We start from the raw sequence: 18,644 nt of genomic DNA, 5'->3' as shown, positions 1-18,644 counted from the left end.
CATGAGAAAAGCGATAGTTATATTTAGTGGAGGGCAAGACAGTACAACTTGTTTATTTTGGGCTATTAAAAAATTTGATTTTGTAAAAGCAGTTACTTTTGATTACGATCAAAGACATATAAAAGAAGTAGAAGTAGCAAAATCCATCACAGAGAAATTAAAGGTTCCTCATCAAATTATAAAATTACCTGAAATTAAAAATATAATTACTACTAGTTCTTTAACAAATATAGATATTCCAATAGGAAAGATTCACGAAAAAGAATATCCTAATTCATTTGTTCCTGGAAGAAATTTGCTTTTTATAACATATGCATCAATTGTAGCTTATCAAGAAAATATTGGAGATTTAGTTTTAGGAGCAAGTGAAGCAGACTATAGTGGGTATCCTGATTGTAGAGAGTCTTTCATAAAAAATTCACAAGAAACTCTAAAAAAAGCAATGGACAGAAACTTTAAAATTCATGTTCCGCTAATTCATCTTGATAAATCAGAGGTTTGGGAGTTAGCATATGATTTAGGAGCGTATGATTTTGTCATTGAAAATACGCTTACTTGCTATAATGGAATTATGAGTGATGGTTGTGGAACTTGTCCAGCATGTAAGTTAAGAAATAAAGGTCTGTTAGAATTTGAAAAAAGGAGATATAGATATGAAATTAAAAAAAGTAGTGTATAAAGAATTCTTGTTTGATGCAGCACACAAGCTTTTGAACTACGAAGGGGATTGTAAATTTTTACATGGACATACATATAAACTGATTGTAGGAATAAAAGGAAAGTTAAATGAAATAGGTATGATAATTGATTATAAAGAAATAAAAGAAATATGGGACAAAAAAATAAAAAACAGCTTAGATCATACCAACTTAAATGATAGTATAGATGTACCTAATACAACAGCAGAATATATAGCTTCATGGATTTTCAAAAAATGGGATGCTGAAATAAGATTAATAAGTACTAATAAAAATGAATTAGAGTTAGAATCAATAACATTATATGAAACGCCTACATCTTTTGTAGTGGTAGAAAAAGAAAAGGTTTAGTATTTTATCAATTTAACCTAGTTGAACACGTTGTACTATTTTAACTAATTGAGATAAGCAAGGTAAAATTTTAATTAATATGAAAAATTATTATCTGTTAAACGTTATTTGGATTATATTGTCTAAATATTATGCCAAAAAGATCATAAAAATATTAATAATAAATATACAACTATTTTAGAAGACATATCTGAATTAAATTATATGTTTTGCGACAAAATAAGTAAATTTTGTAAGAAAGCTTTTAATATGGAAAATACAACAATATATTTGGATTCTGATTTAAATGAAAGTGATATTACTACCATATTAAGAAAATATTTAAATAATACAATAAATTTAGAATCACAATACAATATAAATTATTTAAATCAAAATTATATTACTCAATATCGTGTTGAAAATTGTAAAGAAAAAAATATGGTCATTGGAATACTGTTTAAAACGGATCAATGGCATTTTGTAGATTTTTTTCTATATCTACTTAAACGGTTAACCGAAATATCTAAATATATGGTTGACCGTAATAGGCTTTTTTCCATAGCACTTTTCTATATTAATAGAGATATTTATTTGAACGATTTTTTAAGTATAATAGTAGAAACAATTTCAAATCTATCGCATAACATTTACAATGAAATAAAAAAAGAATTTGTTAAATATAAAATCTACAGTTTGAAAAAAGTTGAAAAAATAGCTGATTTTCACTATTACAATATGTATCTGTCTTTTGAGCATTATATTGATTGTTTAGAAAGAGAAGATTTGAATAATTTCAAACAAAAAACTATAGAGATATTAAGAAGCTTGAATATATTATAGTGGTGAGATCTAATGTTGCTAGGAAAATTGCCACATAATCATCAAGATAAGAAAGCGAACAAAAAATTATTTCTATACTTTTACAGACTTCGGGCTGTTTTTTCTATGGAGTAACCTCGAAAACTAGTTAATAGCAAAAGTTAATTTTTGGAAAAAATAATCTAAACAAGGGTTTGAATAGTTGGTTTTGGAGTATTTTAGAAAAAAGGGTACAGCAAAGCTAGCCTATTTGAAAATAGACTTAAAAAATATTCATATCATGTTTAAACAACGGTTTTTATACTAAAAATCTTGCAAAAATCAAACTTAGATATTGCTTTTAACAAGTTGATTTGAGCATCTAAGTGCACATTAAAGGCAGCGATGGTGATAAAGAATGAGATTCTTTTCTTGCCTCTTGTTTTAGCATTTTCAATGCCGTAGTGGTTTAGAATTCTGTTATTTACACGTTCAGCAACAGTACGTTCATTCATTTTTAGTTTCCACTTCAAAGAGTCCCGTGGAATTTTAGTGAAAAGCCTTAGATCCCAAGAGGGCTTGGTATAAATAACTCTACCATACTTTGAAGGTGAACAATTGTCACAAGCATCAGAACGCTGAACTTTTCCTAGAACCCTAGGACATCGCCACTTAAGGCGACATCGATCCTTGCCAAAAAAGCCATTGGCAATCATTTTGTGTCCGCTAGGACAAATAGGGATCCCTTTTTCATCAATAGTCAGATGAGCAGGATATTTACGGTTACCTTTGTTTTCAGAGTTTAGATCAATGACAGCATTGATATTCCAGTGATTTAGCAGCTCATAAGTAGAGTAATTATCGCTGGCGCTATCTGAAATAAAAGTATCTACCGTTAAATCTGGATACAGGTCCCTGAATTCAGCAATGGCAACAACAGCAGAGATGCTATCATGGCGTTTCGCATCAACAAGCCTTAAGTAGAGTGGTAAATCGACCTTCAAGTCTTTGTTGTATGTTGAAATAAAGTAACTGGTGTAGCCATAAAACCAAAGATTATTATGGCTATCCCATCCCCAAGTCGCATTGGGGTCCGAAAACTTGCGAGGGCAATCGCACTGGAAGGCTTCACACTCGCAGGTTTTCACACCAAAATGAGAGGCGCCTGTTTTGATACATGTGCCATCACCAAAAATGGATAAAATTGTTTTGATTAGGTCTAAATTAATAGATTGCTTGACACAGACGTCAGCAAAAATCCTTTGAAGGATGAGTTCAGGACAGCGATCAAAACGTCTTCCACGAAGGATCCTATCAACTATTCGACTAACAATACCAGGTTTTTTAGGTGGTAACTTCTTACCTTTGCCAACCTTTTTAGAAGGTTTACACTTCTTCTTTTTAAGCTTTGGTTTTTCATCAAGCTTAATGATACGATTTATAAAATCATAGTAAGAAGCAATACCAGGAAGGTTAGTAGAATCAAAGCCTGCGACGATTCTAAGGACAAAGTTAGTTTGGATTTTGAAGCACCACTGGTCCAAAGTGAGTCCTAGATGATTCATGAGTATAAAAGATCTGAAAATTTCAGGTTGAAAGTTAGATGTTCTACCAGTGTTAGAATAAAGTGGAGCAATGATTGTTTTTAATGTATCAAGATTGAGAATATAGAGTTTAGAAATTTTTTTTTCATACTCAAACAGTGCTGAAGGGTTGATTTGAGCCAAAAGCGAAAGATTTTCGACTACAGATTTTCGATATTCATCGTGAGTACGCCAATTGCCTAGCATAAAAAAACCACCTTTAATGAGAAGTAACGAAATTAGATCCGTTCATCCTCATTATTAGGGGCGTTTTAAAAAGTCAAATATTTTTTGAAATTTATCAATAAAAAAATCGAAAAATCTGGAGGAAAAGAAAAAATCAGACGTTTCTATGACGACTGAGTTATCTGACCTTTAGAGTTTTCGAGGAAACATAAAATGATAAGGGAGGTATCGGATTTTTTGTACCCTTTTTACCAATTAATTGATAATGTGATTTATGGAAACTTTATTCAATCACAAAATTCGCGGTTGAACCTCTTAATTTTATATCAATAATTCCCTTCAAACTATTTAATTATTTAATAACCTCTACAATTTAGCCTTGAATATGCTATAATAGTTAAGGACTCTACAGAATTAATTGCAATAGATAGATGGTGATAAAAATGAGAAACAGAAAGAAAAAGATACAAAAAAGGCGTATGATGGGATATTTCATTGATGCAGCAAATCAAATCATTGAAGATGAAGGAATAGAATCAGTTACAATAAGAAAAGTAGCCGACATTGCAGGCTATAATAGTGCAACTCTTTATAATTATTTTAACGACCTTAACCATTTACTTTTTTTTGCTTCCATGAAATATCTAAGGGATTATGCTTTTAGTCTACCAGATTATTTAAAAAACTCTAAGAATGCTTTAGATAAATTTTTTAATATATGGAAATGTTTTTGCTATCATTCTTTTCAAAACCCTAAAATTTATTATATCATTTTCTTTGATAAATACAGTAATTCTATTAATGATGTGATTAAAGAATATTATGCAATTTTTCCAGAAGAATTAGGAGAGCAGTCTATTGATGTTCTTCCAATGCTTATGGAAAAAAATATTTATGTTAGAGATATGGCTGTTCTTAAGGCATGTGTTAATGAAGGTTTTATTAAGGAAGAACATCTAGAACAAATAAATGAAATGATTCTTTTAATCTACGAGGGTATGCTTTTACGAATACTAAATAATCAAGTTAATTATAGTATAGATGAAGCAGTAGATAAAACAATAAAATATATAAAACAAGCTTTTGAATCCTTTAGTATTTAATAACCCCTGTAATAGTTCAGTCAACATTTGTTCTAATTTTCTTGTTAATCATTTAACATTTTTCCTGCTTTATTAGATCTTCTATACCCATAATAATATCTATAAAAGCACTTAAAAATCAACAGATAAAATCTGTTGATTTCTATAGCAGCATAATATTTGCTTTTTCACATTCTTTAATCATTTCTTCAGGCCAAATAGCAGCTTGAACTTCTCCAATATGAGCCTTTTGCAGAAAATACATACACATTCTTGACTGCCCAATTCCTCCACCTATTGTATAGGGTAATTTTCTTTCCAATAAAGCCCTATGGAATGAAAACTCTTTGCGATCTTCACATCCAGCCAACTTTAATTGTCTTTCTAATGCATCTTCGTCAACTCTAATACCCATAGAAGATACTTCGAATGCCATTTCTAGAACAGGATACCAGAAAATTATATCTCCATTTAAAGTCCAGTCATCATAGTCTGGTGCTCTACCATCATGCCTAATACCTGATTTAAGCTCTCCACCTATTTGCATTATAAATACAGCACCTTTTTCTTTAGCTATTGCATCTTCTCTTTGTTTAGGTGTTAGCTCAGGGTATCTGTCTTCAAGCTCTTGAGATGTAATGAAAAATATTTCTTCAGGAAGCTGCTTTTCAAGTTGAGAATAAGCACTACATATTTTTTCTTCTGTAGCCTTAAATACACCATATATTTTCTGTACAGTATCCCTTAAAGTTTCTTCGGTTCTTTCTTCCTTTGAAATAATCTTTTCCCAATCCCATTGATCCACATATATCGAATGAAGATTATCTAGCTCCTCATCCCTTCTTATAGCATTCATATCAGTATATAATCCTTTCCCTATTTCAAATACATATTTAGCTAATGCCATGCGTTTCCATTTAGCCAATGAATGTACAATTTGAACATCCTTACCACCAATCCCCAGTACATCAAAGGAAACAGGTCTTTCTATACCATTTAAATCATCATTTAATCCAGTTTCTGGTCTAACAAAAAGTGGTGCTGACACTCTAGTTAAATCAAGCTCCTTAGCTAAATGCTCTTCAAAATAATCTTTAATTATTTTAATTCCAATTTCTGTATCTATTAAATTCATTTTTACTTCATAATCCTTTGGTATAATTAAAGCTTTTTCTAAAGACTTCATAATAAAGTTCCTCCTCATTCTTTTATTCTCTATTATTATAGCTACTTGATAACAAAACAATTTTTCGCTTTGGCTTTGATTATTGATTCCCGGTTATCAATAACCAATAAAAAAAGCCCTTCATCCCTCTTCTACAAGGGACGAAAGGCTTACTTCCGCGGTACCACCCAAATTAGCAATAAATTGCTCTCTTAACAAGTACAGAATAGACTTATTTCTACTCGATACTGCCCAATTAATAACGGTTTGGCTCCGTCTAAGTCTACTTATCCATTAAGGACTTTCGGTTAGAAACTCAGAGACGTTCTTCAATACAGACTTCGTACTGGACTCCCACCATAACCAGCTCGCTAAAACTCTGCCTTGCATCTACTCTTCTCTTCACAGTTTTTTAATCTTGTTAATTTGTTGTAATAAATTATAAGATATCTACTATTGTTTGTCAAGGATTTTCTTCATATTTATTTATATATATATATAGATTTTCCATAGTAAAACTTAATTTATGCATATCAAAATATCTAGAGCTTTTGTGGATTTTTGATATGTATAAATTAACTGTTTTACCAAAATATCTATATGCATAAAAAATATTTTTTGTATTTTTCAATGCTATTTTTTTCTAGCCACACCGGTTTCTATAGCAGCTTTCTTTACAGCATCAGCTACATTTTCTGCTATTCTCTTATCAAATGCCTTCGGTAATATATTATCTCTATCTAGCTCATATTCAGCTATTGTATTTGCTATGGCATGGGCTGCAGCTATTTTCATTTCCTCGTTAATATCTGATGCCCTAACATCTAATGCTCCTCTGAAAATCCCTGGAAATGCTAATACATTATTTACCTGATTTGGAAAATCCGATCTTCCTGTTCCTATTATAAATGCTCCACCCGCCTTTGCTTCATCAGGCATAATCTCTGGAATAGGATTAGCCATAGCAAAAACTATTGATTTATCTGCCATGGTAGAAATCATTTCCTTTGTAACTATATTGGGAGCAGATACCCCTATAAATACATCCTTACCCTTTATAACTTCTTCTAGACTTCCAGTTTCGTTATTTTTATTAGTACTTTTTAGCATTTCACGTTGAGCCCAATTCATATCCTGTAAATCCTTATGCAATGCTCCTTTTCTTCCACATAAAACTATATTTTTTACACCTAGACTTAAAAGTAATTTTGATATAGCTATACCAGCAGACCCTGGACCATTAACAACAACCTCGATATCTTCCATTTTCTTTCCTGCAAGCTTCAATGCATTGATAAGTCCCGCTACCACTACAATAGCTGTTCCATGTTGATCATCATGAAATACAGGTATATCTAAAGTTTCCTTGAGTTTTGATTCGATTTCAAAGCATCTTGGTGCAGCTATATCTTCAAGATTAACTCCACCAAACACAGGCTCTAAAAGCTTAACTGTTCTTACTATCTCATCAACATCCTTAGTATCTAAACATATTGGAAAGGCATCTACATCTGCAAAGCTTTTAAAAAGTACTGCCTTCCCTTCCATTACTGGAATAGAAGCAGCTGCTCCGATATCTCCTAAGCCAAGTACTGCTGTTCCATCACTTACAACGGCCACTAGGTTTCCCTTAGATGTATAATCATAAACTGCTTCTTTGTTTTTATCTATTTCCCTACAGGGTTGTGCTACTCCTGGAGTATAAGCCGTAGATAAATCATCTTTAGTCTCAACCTTCACCTTGCTTACTACTGATATTTTCCCCTTGTTTTCTTTATGTAATCTTAACGCCATTTCATTGTAATTTACCATATTTAATCCTCCTATTTCTTATATTTTTGCCTTTCAGTTTCATATAAGTTATTTCCTTCACTATCTATAACCACTATTACAGGAAAATCCATCACCTCTAATTTCCTTATGGCTTCAGGGCCTAAATCCTCGTAGGCAATAATTTCAGCCTTTTTTATTGAATCAGCAATAAGGGCTCCAGCTCCTCCTATTGCAGCAAAATATATAGCCCCATATTTTTTCATACCTTCTATTACTTTTTTACTTCTACTTCCCTTTCCAATCATGCCATTTAATCCTAGCTCAAGGAGTGGAACTGTCAACTCATCCATCCTATAGCTAGTAGTAGGACCAGCAGACCCAATTGCTTGTCCTGGCTTTGCTGGAGCAGGCCCTACATAATATATAATCTGATCTTTAATATCAAAGGGTAGCTTATCTCCTTTTTTAAGTGAATCTATCAATCTTTGATGGGCTGCATCTCGTCCTGTAAATATTACTCCACTTATATAAACAGTGTCTCCTGCCCTTAAAGATTTAACTTTTTCTTCAGTTAAAGGTGTTGTTATTCTTTTTATATTTTTTGACATATTTGGTCTCTCCTTATTTAAATCCAGATTATTCATAGAAAGCTTAAAAATCTGCAAATAGTTTTGAATTTACTATGATCCATTTGGATTTACTATGATCCATTTGGATTTATATAATCCTTTCTTCATGCCTTGAAGCATGGCAGTTTATATTTACTGCTACGGGTAAACCTGCTATATGGGTTGCAAAAACCTCAATATTTACAGCCAGGGCAGTAGTTATTCCTCCTAACCCCTGGGGTCCAATACCAAGGTTGTTGATTCTTTCTAAAAGCCTTTTTTCCATTTCATTTATGTGCTGAAGCTCATTATGCTCACCTATAGGCCTTATTAATGCCTTTTTCGCCATATTTGCCGCCTTATCCAATGTTCCACCAATTCCTACCCCTACAACTATAGGAGGGCATGGATTAGGTCCAGCCTGAGATACTACTTCAACTACAAAATCCTCTACCCCCTTTATTCCATCGGAGGGCTTCAGCATTTTTGTTTTACTCATATTTTCACTTCCAAATCCCTTGGGTGCTATTGTTATTTTTACCTTATCTCCTGGAACTATATCATAATATATTATTGCAGGTGTATTATCCCCTGTATTTTTTCTTATTAAAGGGTCGCTTACAACTGATTTTCTTAGATATCCTTCACTATAGCCTTGCCTAACACCTTCATTTATGGCATCAGTAATATTTCCATCTAAAAGCTGAACTTCTTGGCCTAGCTCAACAAACAAAACAGCCATTCCTGTATCTTGGCACATTGGCATTTGATTATATCTAGCTATTTGGGCATTTTTTATAAGATTTTCAATTATTTCTTTTCCTACAGGGGATTCTTCATTTTCTTTAGCTTTTTCAAAAGCATCTATAACATCTTTTCCAAGATTATAATTTGCACTGATACACATTTCCTTTACGGCTTGAGTAATTTCTTTTACATGTAATTTCCGCATTTTTTTAGTTTTACCTCCTAATTAAGTAATTATCATTAATTATAGTATATCTCTAACCATTTTCACAATAGCAAAATTTTAAATAGCTTTGCTAATATATTATGTTTTATTTTTAAAAAATAAACATTCCAACTAATCCTGCAGCTCCTATATATAACATAGGATGACATTTCCATTTATTTGTAGCATACATAAAAATTCCAAACAAAATTAGTGCCTTTAAATTAAACAAACCTACTATATTCCCCGTTGATTTAAAAAGCTCAATGTTAAACATAGAAATTGAAGCTATACTAAATGCTGCCGCTGCAATAAGACCCGTTACAGCTGGTCTTAAACCTACAAAAACCCCTTGAATCAGCTTATTTTCATTGAAATGCCTTAAAAATTTAGCAATAATACAAATTATAATAATAGAAGGTGTTACCATTCCTAATGTCGCAATCACAGAGCCAATAATCCCAATCTGATTAAAGCCCACATAAGTAGCCATATTGATACCAATCGGCCCAGGTGTAGATTGTGAAACAGCAATCATATCTGCAAATTGAGCTTTATTCACCCAACCTCGCATCAAGACTTCATTTTGTAATAAAGGAAGAGCTGCTAAACCTCCCCCGATGGTAAATAAACCTACTTTAAAGAAAATCCAATAAATCTTAAATAGCTCAATCATATCTGCTTTCCTCTCATCCTTAGTGCGTTTAGTAATATACCAATAGCTCCAGCATTAATAATGACATAAATTGGTGATAAATGTAAAAAAACAACTATTATAAAGGCTATAATTCCAATAATCATTCCAATCCAATCTTTAATAGCCTTTTTACCCATTTTTATTACTGCATTTAAAATAAGTACTACGACTACAACCCTTATTCCTGCGAAAGCCTTTTGTATCCAAGGATTATCTGCAAAATGCTGAAAAAAAGCTGCTATAGATATTATTATAAACCATGAAGGTACAACCATTCCTAATGTAGCTATAATTCCTCCAATAACACCCTTTTCCTTAAATCCAATAAATGTAGCTGTATTTATTGCTATAATCCCTGGAGTAGACTGCCCTATGGCATAATAGTCCATTATTTCTTCTTCCGTTGCCCATTTATGCTTTTCTATAACCTCTCTTTGGAGCATAGGTAGCATGGCATAGCCTCCGCCAATAGTAAAAAGACCTATTCTAAAAAATACTTTAAATAATTGCCATAATATGTTCTTATTTTCTTCCATTGTTATCCTCCAAATTTACAAATCACTCTCTTCATGATATCATAATTATTCTAAATAATACATTCCCTCATATCATTTCTCATTTTACTTAGATTATTTAATATACAAAAACCCCCCATATAGAATAAATTTTATTTTATTATCTATATGAGAGGTATACTAAGAAATAAGATTGCTTTTTACTGTTTTATTTGTTGCAACCACATATATTAGATATTTTTATATCTATAGTAAAACTTGTTACTTCATCCATGGTGTCATAGATTTCTTTTATTAAACTAAATATCCTATCTTTATTTCCTCTTATGGTTGTTGAAAGAATTCCAATATTACATTCAAGCTCACAGGATTTTATAATATCTATAACCCTGTTAACATCATCAATATAATTTTCACTCATAATTGGTATATAAGATATCTCACAGGAAGCTATTTTTTCCATAGAACACATATGAATCCACCTCGTTCATTTTTAGAAAGCTTTATCTCATTTTCCATAGTTATATCTTCTTCATTAGCATTTGGTGGTACAAAGAGACATTCTCCACTATTTACTACTTTATCACTTTTTAATTGTTTTAGATCATCCAAGGTTTTAAAATCAGCATATCTAAATACTGTATTTTTTTGAAATTCTTCACTTAAATATAAATCTCCCCATTTGCTGTCTTTGTTAATAGTTCCTATTAACACCTGTGCATTATCCTTAGCTACTCTAAATATTTCATCTAATGCCTTTAATGGTTCCTTTATGAATTCAAAGGCAGCCATAGAAAATATTGCATCGAAGGTTTCATCTTGAAAATCTAGATCATATACATCCATTTCATAAAATTCGATATCAAGATCCTTTTTTTTAGCTTTCTGCCTTGCTTTTTTCAACATTTCCTGGGAAATATCGATTCCTACTACCTTACATCCCTTTTGAGCTAATTTAATACTAAAATTTCCAGTTCCACAGCCTATATCTAAAATTTTCATACCCTTTTCTGGTTTAAATAGCTTAAATGCTAAGTTAGTTTCAACCGTATCAATGAAATTCCCAAACTTTGTTTCATACCATTCATCATAAGAATCGGCTTCCTTGTTAAAGAACGTCATCTATACACCCCCCATTTTATGATTACAAAATACTCATTATCTCCTTCTTAAGCTCATTGAACTTTGATGAAGTGATAACTTCATTTTCTCTAGGCCTTGGAAGCTCCACATTTATTTCTGCCTTTATTTTTGCAGGTCTATCGGACAATATATAGATTCTATCGGATAAAAATATCGCTTCATCAATATCATGGGTAATGAAAAGAATTGATGCCTTTAAGGTACCTAACACATTTAAAAGCCAGTATTGCATTCTCCTCTTAGTTATGGCATCAAGTCCCCCAAAGGGTTCATCTAACAAAATTATATCCTCTGAAAACATATATGTTCTCATTAAAGCAGCCCTCTGTCTCATACCGCCAGAAAGCTGGAAGGGGTATTTGTATTCAAAGCCCTCCAGCCCAAATATTTTAAAATAATTTTGTACCATTTCCCTAGATTTCTTCTTATTAATACCTTTTATCACTAAAGGCAGTGCTACATTATCTATAATTCTTTTCCAAGGTAAAAGTAAATCTTTTTGATACATGTAGCTTACTCTTCCAGTTTTCCCAGTAAAGTCCTTATCTTCTATAAAAACCTTCCCTTTATCTGGCAAAATAAGCCCTGCTATTATATTAAAAAGTGTACTCTTTCCACTTCCACTTGGACCCAATAAAGAAACAAATTCATTTTCCTTAAGCTCAAGTGATATATCATCTACAACTAAAATGTCATCAAAGCTCTTATATATGTTATTAATAGAAAGTTTATTTTTCTGGTAAGTATTCATTGGTAAATGCCTCTTTTGCATCTAGTTTGTTTTCAAGAAGTCCATTTTCAAACATCCAATTACCAAAGGTCTCCCATACTTCTAGCTTCATTTCTCCCCATCTTTCAGCATCCTTCTTAAATTCCTCAGCTAAGTATTTTTGACTAGCTAGAGCTATGTCTCTATCTGTTTCTGGAGCATGCTTTAATAGATATTCTACAGCCTGTTCAGGGTTTTCTATTGTAAATTCATAACCCTTTGTGGCTGCCCTTAAGAATTTCTTCACTAATTCTGGTTTGTTTTTTATTGTATCTTCATTTGTAATAATAACAGGAGTATAAAAGTCCAGCTTTGGATCAACATCCTGCAGCTTTATAAAGTTAATTGGAAAATCCTTAACCTCTGCAGCTATACCATCCCAACCATAAAATATCCATTGGAAATCCACATCATTTGTAACGCTTGTAAAGAAGTCATAGTTTACTAAATCTAATATTTCAAGCTTTTGAAAGTCAGCATTTTCCTTTTCCATAAGAGTCTTTAAGAAAGCTCTCTCTAAGTCAGTTCCCCAGCTACCATATTTTTTCCCTTCAAAATCCTTAGGGCTTTTTATTCCCTTATCTACAGGAGAAGCAAATCCCGATGTATTATGCTGTATTATAGCTGCTATAGCCTTTATAGGTATATTATTTTTTACTGTTCTAGCCATAGTAACTTGTTCTTGGAAGCTTACTCCAAACTCGCCTTTACCAGCTCCTACTAGAGCATTGGCATCACCTTCTTGAGGCTGTACTATTTCAACCTCTAAACCCTCTTCCTCAAAATATCCTTTTTCAAGGGCAGTATATATTCCTGTGTGATTAGTATTTGGAAGCCAATCTAAAATAAAGGTTACCTTTTGAACCTCTTCTTTTGATTCTTCTGTTTGCTTTGGCTGTTCGGTTTCAGTTTGCGGTTTTTTCTCACTTTGGCATCCTGATAATGCTCCAATCAGTAATACCATAACTAATAAACATATTCCAAATCTTTTCATAGTGTCTCCTCCTAACATTATTGTTCACTTTGATTATTCCAAGGCATTAATGATTTCTGCAATACTTCTACAAATTTAAATAGCAGCATACTCAGTATAACTACTAAAATTACCACAGCAAAAACCTTATCTATTCGTACAGATTTTTTTGCTCTCATCATGTATAGGCCTAGACCCTCTTTTCCTCCCATCCATTCGCCTATGAATGCTGCCATTATGCAATATGTAGCAGCCACCTTAAGTCCTGTAAAAAAATTGACCATAGATGCAGGAAACTTTACTAAGGTAAATATTCTTAATTTACTTGCTCCCATGGATTTCATCAAATTTAATAAATCCTTATCTACAGAATCAAAGCCTTCTGATAGGCTTACTATTAAAGGAAAAAAGCATACTAGTGTTACTACAATAATTTTAGGTAGCTTCCCAAACCCAAACCACATAGCAAAAAGTGGAGCTAATACTAGTATTGGTATAGTTTGAGAAATCACAATAAGTGGATAAAGGGCTTTTTTAAGAATTGATATATTGTCCATAAGTACAGCTAAAAATATTGCTAAAGCAATGGCCAGTATAAATCCATAAAAGGCCTCTATCAGAGTTACCATTATATGGGGTTTAATTTCAGGTAAAATCTTAAATAATGTTGTACCTACATCAATGGGTGATGGAAGCATGAAGCCCTTTATGATACCGCTTTCAACTGCAAAATGCCATATGAAGATTAATATTCCCAAAAATCCAATAGGTATTAATCTATTTTCTATATTTCCCAATTTTCTCATTCATAGTCACGCCCTCGGGTTTATAATCAATTTTTACAACTGATAAAACTCTAGAAGCTCCTTCTTCTATACATATATTTTGTGCCTTTTTAACTATTTCTAAAAGCTCATCAAGCTCTCCTTCCATTGTTGTCTCCATTGGTCCAACCTCATATTTTACTCCTGTAGAAGCTATATAGGCTATAACCTTATCAACCACCTCATAGATTCTTTCATCTGGTACCCTTGGTAAAATTTGAAGACTTACGTTTATGTTTGCCATATTAATTCTCTCCTTTCAAGGACAAAGGTGTCCGTAGGGCACATTTTAGTTGCAAGTTCCATGTTCCAAGTTGCAAGTTTTAGGGTCATTCTTATAAGCATTAAAAACTTTACACGCAATGGTTTGTGGATAGTTAAAACCCCTTATCCTAAACTGAATAAGGGGTTATTGAATATCAATGAAAAATATTAAGACAATATTCTCCCTCCGCTGGCATTATCCAGTTCAGGTTATACGGGTCGAAGCAATACAGCTTCCTCTCAGCCAGATTTCTCCAGCTCCCCACTTTTATTTGTTTTTTTCATATATAATTCTATACCTAAAATTGTAAAGAGTCAATATAAACTAAAATATATACACCATCCTTTATTAAGTTATACTTTTAAACGCCTTAACATATTGAATTCTTAGTATGTTCTTCTAAAAAGGGTTGGTACATCATGAGAGCATGATTCTCTGTAATATATTCATCATCCACTATGTTATTATTGATATCAAAAACCCTTCTACATATTACATTATGTCTTACGTAACCCCCCCAATATTCATGGGTAATCTTATGCTCCTTTTCATATACCTCATATGTATACATGGGTTTTTCAGTAGTTCTCCATTCTCCAACTAAATATTCATCTGTTAAATATACCCTTAGCTGATAGGCTTGATTTGTTCCATTATATATCTGCAAGTCCCTATAGTTATATACACATGTGGCTCCACTTCCAAAGGGTTGCGTTCTATTGGAATCGGGGAAGACATCATAGCTGTGCCTATATCTCTCGGTTACCATTAATGGAGTATGCAAAGTCATCCAATATATCAGATTTGATAATTGACATAATCCTCCCCCAACGCCTGCTTTAAAGCCTCCATAAAATAGCACCATACCCTCTACATATCCTTTTCTTCTATTAGGTTTACCTATGAGCTTCCAGTATGAAAATGTTTCTCCTGGATTTATTATTATGCCATTCAATTTTTTAGCAGCTATTCTCAAATTATTGACTTTATTATGCTGCATCCACATATCTACATCCTTAAGCTTCCTAAATAATGGAGTTTTATGTGTGAAAATAATCTCTGGCAGCAAGGAAGCAGAATATGTTTTTGTATATTTTTTGCTAGTAAAATACCACTCACTATACCTTTTATAGGTATAAAATAATTTACCCAATGCTATCCGAATCCTTGATCTCTTGATTGGCTTTATATTTCCATTCAATTTTCTTACTACCTTTCTCTCAAATTTACTTACTGCTATTTATCTTTTAGAAGCTCTAGGGTGTGTTCAAGTAGCTTTGAATCTCCCTTTTCACCATGACCTGGTACAACTATTTCAATATCTGTATATTTTTCCATAACTTTTTTTACTGAAACTGTCCACTGCTTAACATTGGCATCTTCTGTACTTCCTAAATTCTGTGAATCTAAGGATTTTACCAGACATCCACCGAATAAAAGCTTATAATCTGGAATCCAGACTACTATATTATCAGAAGAATCGCCTTCATCAGAATAAAAGGTTTCAATGAAGGTAGATTCTAGATTATTTTATAGCCTTTCCACATTTTGGGCAAAAGGAATAGCTATTATCAAGTGAAGCTCCGCAATATGGACAATAATTTTTTTCAGTATTTAAATATTCTTGATCTTCTTTTTCCCCATTAGCTTCAGGTTTTCTTTTAATCCATTTATCAGAAGGATCTTCTTCTTCCGATGAATCTACTATATCAAATTCAGAAAAACGATCTTTTCCTGTAGCATTTTTATAATGATAAGCCGCTTGAATCACGCCCATAACTATAAAAACTATACCGAATAAAGGAAATATACTGCCCATGCCCACAACCCCGAATGGAGATTTTGCTGTTATACCAAAAGCTACGATAGTCCAAAAAATACCAAAAACCACTGCAACCACAGACCCTATAAAAGACATGCCAGAAGGGCCACGTCCTGGTTTAATGCTTTTCATTTTACATCCCTCCATTTATTTATGTTTTTTAAACTTTAGCTCATTCTTCTTTTTACTGCAATATATATAATTCTCTTATTTTTCATTAATTCCCTTTAGATTTTTACTTAATAATTTCTTAAATTTAAGGATATTTTATACTTCCTTTAACCATATATGAATTAAGTTTTACTATTGGAAATCTATATTATTCAAGGAATTCTGTAACTTTATCAATAAACAATATTCCATTTAAATGATCTATTTCATGGCATAAACACTTTGCAAAATCTCCTTCTCCAGTAATAATTATTTCCTCTCCAGCTTCATTTAAGGCCTTCACCTTAACCTCAGCAGGTCTTTCTAATTTACCCCATTTTCCCGGTATACTCAGACAACCTTCTACTACTTTTTGAGTTCCTTGAGTTTCAATTATTTCAGGGTTAATTAAATTAATAAGTCCCTCACCCATATCTATTACAACTAATCTTTTAAGTATTCCTACCTGCGGTGCTGCCAAACCTGCTCCATTTTTCGTATACATGGTGTCTGCCATATCTTTAAGAAGAATCAAAACCTTATCATCAATTTTCTCTACTGCTCTACTTTGCTTTCTTAATATGTCATCTCCTAAAGTTCTTATATTTCTTATTGCCATTGTTCACACTCCTTAAAATTATATGGATTAACTTTTTTAGTAAATAATCATACTTATATTATATTACATATCTTCCCATAACATCATATATTATCTTAATTATCAGCAATTAATGGAAAATAGTAGGTTTCTTAGACCCCAAATGTTGTTAGAGTCCTCCTTTCACCATAAATATATTTTTCATTTCTTATAAAAAAACAAATAATATAAAATATGTTTTTTAAAGAGGAATCTTTAATAGTTTAGCAATAATACTTTTTTTTATAGGTGTAAAGTATACAACTATAAAAAATGCCAATATGTTAAATATGACTTACCCAGTCTCTGTATTCCTAATTGCACCATACCATACATGAATAAAGAAAAGATTAAAAGAATCTATTGTATTTTCTTGATTTTAACAATAGTTGGTTATTATTTAATTGTTGTTCCAGATTTTCATAACATAAATATCGGTGATTTAGTAGCATTGATATCTGGTATAATAGCTGCATTTGGGTTCTGTGCATTACGGGAGGCAAGAAAATATGTTAAAAGTTATTTGATTATATTTTATTTGATGTTTATTGGGAGTTTAATTAGTTTCATAATTATACTGCCAAATTTAGTTATACCGCAACTAATTGTTGTTTTCTATATGTTAATGTCTGGTTTAATGGGGGTGCTAGGTCAAATTTTTATTACAATGGGATATCGATATATTGATTCAGCAAAAGGTTCGTTGGTATCAGCCAGTCGTATTATCTTTGGTGTTATATTAGGAGTTAGTATATTTTCAGATTTGCTGACATTTAGAATTGTTCTAGGAGGTATTCTTATACTCATTTCATTAGTTGGTGTAAGTGGTATTTTAGATAGGTATATGAATAATCGTTTAAAGAAATCATTCTAAAATAGATAATATTACTGAAAAAGCAATTAGACGTATAAATATCGATTTGCAAAAGCCTGTTATCTTGTATACAAAATCTACAAGATAACAGGCTTTTGCAGTAACGTAATCCCATTCTATGTTATTAGTCTTTAGATGTAATATATTACTAAATAGACTCATTTTATCCATATATTTGTTATTTTTATTTTTCCCATAAACCCTACTTAAATACGAACAAATCTATATTTATAATATCCAAAAAATTCTCTGATTAAAGAGTAAATATCTCTTAATTCAAAAAAATTTGCATGACTTGAATAAACCTTTTTAAACCCTACTCTTTTAAATGCCAATTTACTTCTCGTTATGTGATAAAACTGGGTAATCACCATAACTGAATCAAAACCCTTCTTGCTCATAATCTCTTTGGAATTTTTAGCTGTCATCATTGTATTGTTACCCTTACTATCCACTATAATATTTTCTTCATTAATTCCCCTATTCATCAAATATTTTTTCATTATTATAGCTTCATCAAAGCCTTCTTTACCTAGTCCTCCACTTACTATTATATATTCAAAATATTTTTTTTCATGTAATTCTACTGCTTTATCTAACCTGCTCTTTAATCTTTTCGATGGTTCACCGTTCTCTTCTACTTTATTTCCTAACACAACAGCAGCATCCACATATTCAAGCTCATCATTTAATCCATCAATTACTGTAATTGTAATATGTATTGCAAACCATAAAATCAATAATATACCAATGTAAAATATTATTTTTTTCAACTTCAATTTCCTTTCCTTATATAT

Annotated in this window: 22 protein-coding genes, 1 riboswitch and 1 other annotated feature; of the genes, 5 read left to right on the top strand and 17 right to left on the bottom strand. The window is 31.8% G+C overall.

Annotated elements, in window-relative coordinates; genetic code table 11:
• Window position 1 precedes the first annotated feature (1 nt).
• The 3 genes from queC (at window position 2) to BUB36_RS13500 (ending at window position 1,871) form a co-directional block, all read left to right on the top strand.
• Window positions 2-679 carry a 7-cyano-7-deazaguanine synthase QueC gene (gene queC / locus BUB36_RS13510; RefSeq protein ID WP_073151275.1) on the top strand — a complete coding sequence of 226 codons (678 nt, stop codon included), beginning with the start codon at window positions 2-4 and terminating at the stop codon, window positions 677-679.
• The gene (queD, locus tag BUB36_RS13505) at window positions 654-1,049 is read left to right on the top strand and encodes a 6-carboxytetrahydropterin synthase QueD (RefSeq protein WP_073151272.1); all 396 of its coding nucleotides are present in this window, start codon (window positions 654-656) and stop codon (window positions 1,047-1,049) included. The genes queC and queD overlap by 26 nt, the downstream gene beginning before the upstream one ends.
• A 249-nt stretch (window positions 1,050-1,298) precedes the next feature.
• Window positions 1,299-1,871 (top strand): hypothetical protein, encoded by a 573-nt coding sequence (locus BUB36_RS13500; protein ID WP_073151270.1) that lies wholly within the window; start codon window positions 1,299-1,301, stop codon window positions 1,869-1,871.
• Window positions 1,872-2,134: 263 nt separating this feature from the next.
• Here BUB36_RS13500 and BUB36_RS13495 read toward each other — a convergent pair whose 3' ends face one another.
• A complete protein-coding gene (locus BUB36_RS13495) occupies window positions 2,135-3,619 on the bottom strand; it encodes a hypothetical protein (protein WP_073151267.1) in 1,485 nt (494 codons plus the stop codon).
• Window positions 3,620-4,041: 422 nt separating this feature from the next.
• Here BUB36_RS13495 and BUB36_RS13490 point away from each other — a divergent pair, with 422 nt between their 5' ends.
• On the top strand, window positions 4,042-4,701 hold the full coding sequence (locus tag BUB36_RS13490; protein WP_073151264.1) for a TetR/AcrR family transcriptional regulator: 660 nt from the start codon (window positions 4,042-4,044) through the stop codon (window positions 4,699-4,701).
• A 142-nt stretch (window positions 4,702-4,843) separates the two neighbouring features.
• Here BUB36_RS13490 and asnA read toward each other — a convergent pair whose 3' ends face one another.
• The 15 genes from asnA to def form a co-directional block, all read right to left on the bottom strand.
• On the bottom strand, window positions 4,844-5,866 hold the full coding sequence (gene asnA, locus BUB36_RS13485) for an aspartate--ammonia ligase (RefSeq protein WP_073151261.1): 1,023 nt from the start codon (window positions 5,864-5,866) through the stop codon (window positions 4,844-4,846).
• 133 nt (window positions 5,867-5,999) lie between these two features.
• Window positions 6,000-6,260: a binding site (T-box leader), on the bottom strand.
• 218 nt (window positions 6,261-6,478) lie between these two features.
• Complete coding sequence (locus BUB36_RS13480) at window positions 6,479-7,657, bottom strand: NAD(P)-dependent malic enzyme (RefSeq protein WP_073151258.1); 1,179 nt, start codon at window positions 7,655-7,657, stop codon at window positions 6,479-6,481.
• Between the two features lie 11 nt (window positions 7,658-7,668).
• On the bottom strand, window positions 7,669-8,214 hold the full coding sequence (locus tag BUB36_RS13475) for a Fe-S-containing hydro-lyase (RefSeq protein WP_334293006.1): 546 nt from the start codon (window positions 8,212-8,214) through the stop codon (window positions 7,669-7,671).
• Window positions 8,215-8,335: 121 nt separating this feature from the next.
• Window positions 8,336-9,178, bottom strand: a complete 843-nt coding sequence (locus BUB36_RS13470; protein WP_073151252.1) for a fumarate hydratase — start codon at window positions 9,176-9,178, stop codon at window positions 8,336-8,338.
• Window positions 9,179-9,290: 112 nt separating this feature from the next.
• Window positions 9,291-9,854 carry a chromate transporter gene (locus BUB36_RS13465; RefSeq protein ID WP_073151249.1) on the bottom strand — a complete coding sequence of 188 codons (564 nt, stop codon included), beginning with the start codon at window positions 9,852-9,854 and terminating at the stop codon, window positions 9,291-9,293.
• A complete protein-coding gene (locus tag BUB36_RS13460; RefSeq protein WP_073151246.1) occupies window positions 9,851-10,411 on the bottom strand; it encodes a chromate transporter in 561 nt (186 codons plus the stop codon). The genes BUB36_RS13465 and BUB36_RS13460 overlap by 4 nt, the downstream gene beginning before the upstream one ends.
• A 187-nt stretch (window positions 10,412-10,598) precedes the next feature.
• Window positions 10,599-10,862, bottom strand: coding sequence for a YkoF family thiamine/hydroxymethylpyrimidine-binding protein (locus BUB36_RS13455; protein WP_073151244.1), 264 nt, complete (start codon window positions 10,860-10,862; stop codon window positions 10,599-10,601).
• A complete protein-coding gene (locus BUB36_RS13450; RefSeq protein WP_073151241.1) occupies window positions 10,841-11,512 on the bottom strand; it encodes a class I SAM-dependent methyltransferase in 672 nt (223 codons plus the stop codon). Before BUB36_RS13450 ends, BUB36_RS13455 begins: the two co-directional genes overlap by 22 nt.
• A gap of 22 nt (window positions 11,513-11,534) precedes the next feature.
• Window positions 11,535-12,284, bottom strand: coding sequence for an ABC transporter ATP-binding protein (locus BUB36_RS13445; protein WP_073151238.1), 750 nt, complete (start codon window positions 12,282-12,284; stop codon window positions 11,535-11,537).
• Entirely contained in the window at window positions 12,262-13,296 is a 1,035-nt protein-coding gene (locus BUB36_RS13440; protein WP_073151235.1) for an ABC transporter substrate-binding protein, read from the bottom strand. The genes BUB36_RS13445 and BUB36_RS13440 overlap by 23 nt, the downstream gene beginning before the upstream one ends.
• A 17-nt stretch (window positions 13,297-13,313) precedes the next feature.
• Window positions 13,314-14,081, bottom strand: a complete 768-nt coding sequence (locus tag BUB36_RS13435) for an ABC transporter permease (protein ID WP_073151232.1) — start codon at window positions 14,079-14,081, stop codon at window positions 13,314-13,316.
• Window positions 14,053-14,343, bottom strand: a complete 291-nt coding sequence (locus BUB36_RS13430; RefSeq protein ID WP_073151229.1) for a thiamine-binding protein — start codon at window positions 14,341-14,343, stop codon at window positions 14,053-14,055. The genes BUB36_RS13435 and BUB36_RS13430 overlap by 29 nt, the downstream gene beginning before the upstream one ends.
• A 184-nt stretch (window positions 14,344-14,527) precedes the next feature.
• A riboswitch (TPP riboswitch) is annotated at window positions 14,528-14,638 on the bottom strand.
• Between the two features lie 96 nt (window positions 14,639-14,734).
• On the bottom strand, window positions 14,735-15,565 hold the full coding sequence (locus tag BUB36_RS13425) for a VanW family protein (RefSeq protein WP_073151227.1): 831 nt from the start codon (window positions 15,563-15,565) through the stop codon (window positions 14,735-14,737).
• Between the two features lie 324 nt (window positions 15,566-15,889).
• Window positions 15,890-16,318, bottom strand: a complete 429-nt coding sequence (locus BUB36_RS13420) for a zinc ribbon domain-containing protein (RefSeq protein WP_073151224.1) — start codon at window positions 16,316-16,318, stop codon at window positions 15,890-15,892.
• A 187-nt stretch (window positions 16,319-16,505) separates the two neighbouring features.
• Window positions 16,506-16,955 carry a peptide deformylase gene (gene def / locus BUB36_RS13415; RefSeq protein ID WP_073151221.1) on the bottom strand — a complete coding sequence of 150 codons (450 nt, stop codon included), beginning with the start codon at window positions 16,953-16,955 and terminating at the stop codon, window positions 16,506-16,508.
• 352 nt (window positions 16,956-17,307) lie between these two features.
• On the opposite strand from def, the gene BUB36_RS13410 reads away from it, so the two are divergent.
• Window positions 17,308-17,847: a DMT family transporter gene (locus BUB36_RS13410; RefSeq protein WP_084112043.1), complete on the top strand. Its 540-nt coding sequence runs from the start codon at window positions 17,308-17,310 to the stop codon at window positions 17,845-17,847.
• Between the two features lie 206 nt (window positions 17,848-18,053).
• Here the strand turns inward: BUB36_RS13410 and BUB36_RS13405 are convergent.
• A partial coding sequence (locus BUB36_RS13405; RefSeq protein WP_330390499.1) for a YdcF family protein occupies window positions 18,054-18,644 on the bottom strand: 591 nt, incomplete at its 5' end.

Origin of the sequence: Paramaledivibacter caminithermalis DSM 15212 (assembly GCF_900142245.1) — a bacterium.
Lineage (GTDB): Bacteria > Bacillota > Clostridia > Peptostreptococcales > Caminicellaceae > Paramaledivibacter > Paramaledivibacter caminithermalis.
The sequence above is the reverse complement of the archived record's forward strand: the minus strand, read 5'-3'. Positions and strand labels throughout refer to the sequence as shown.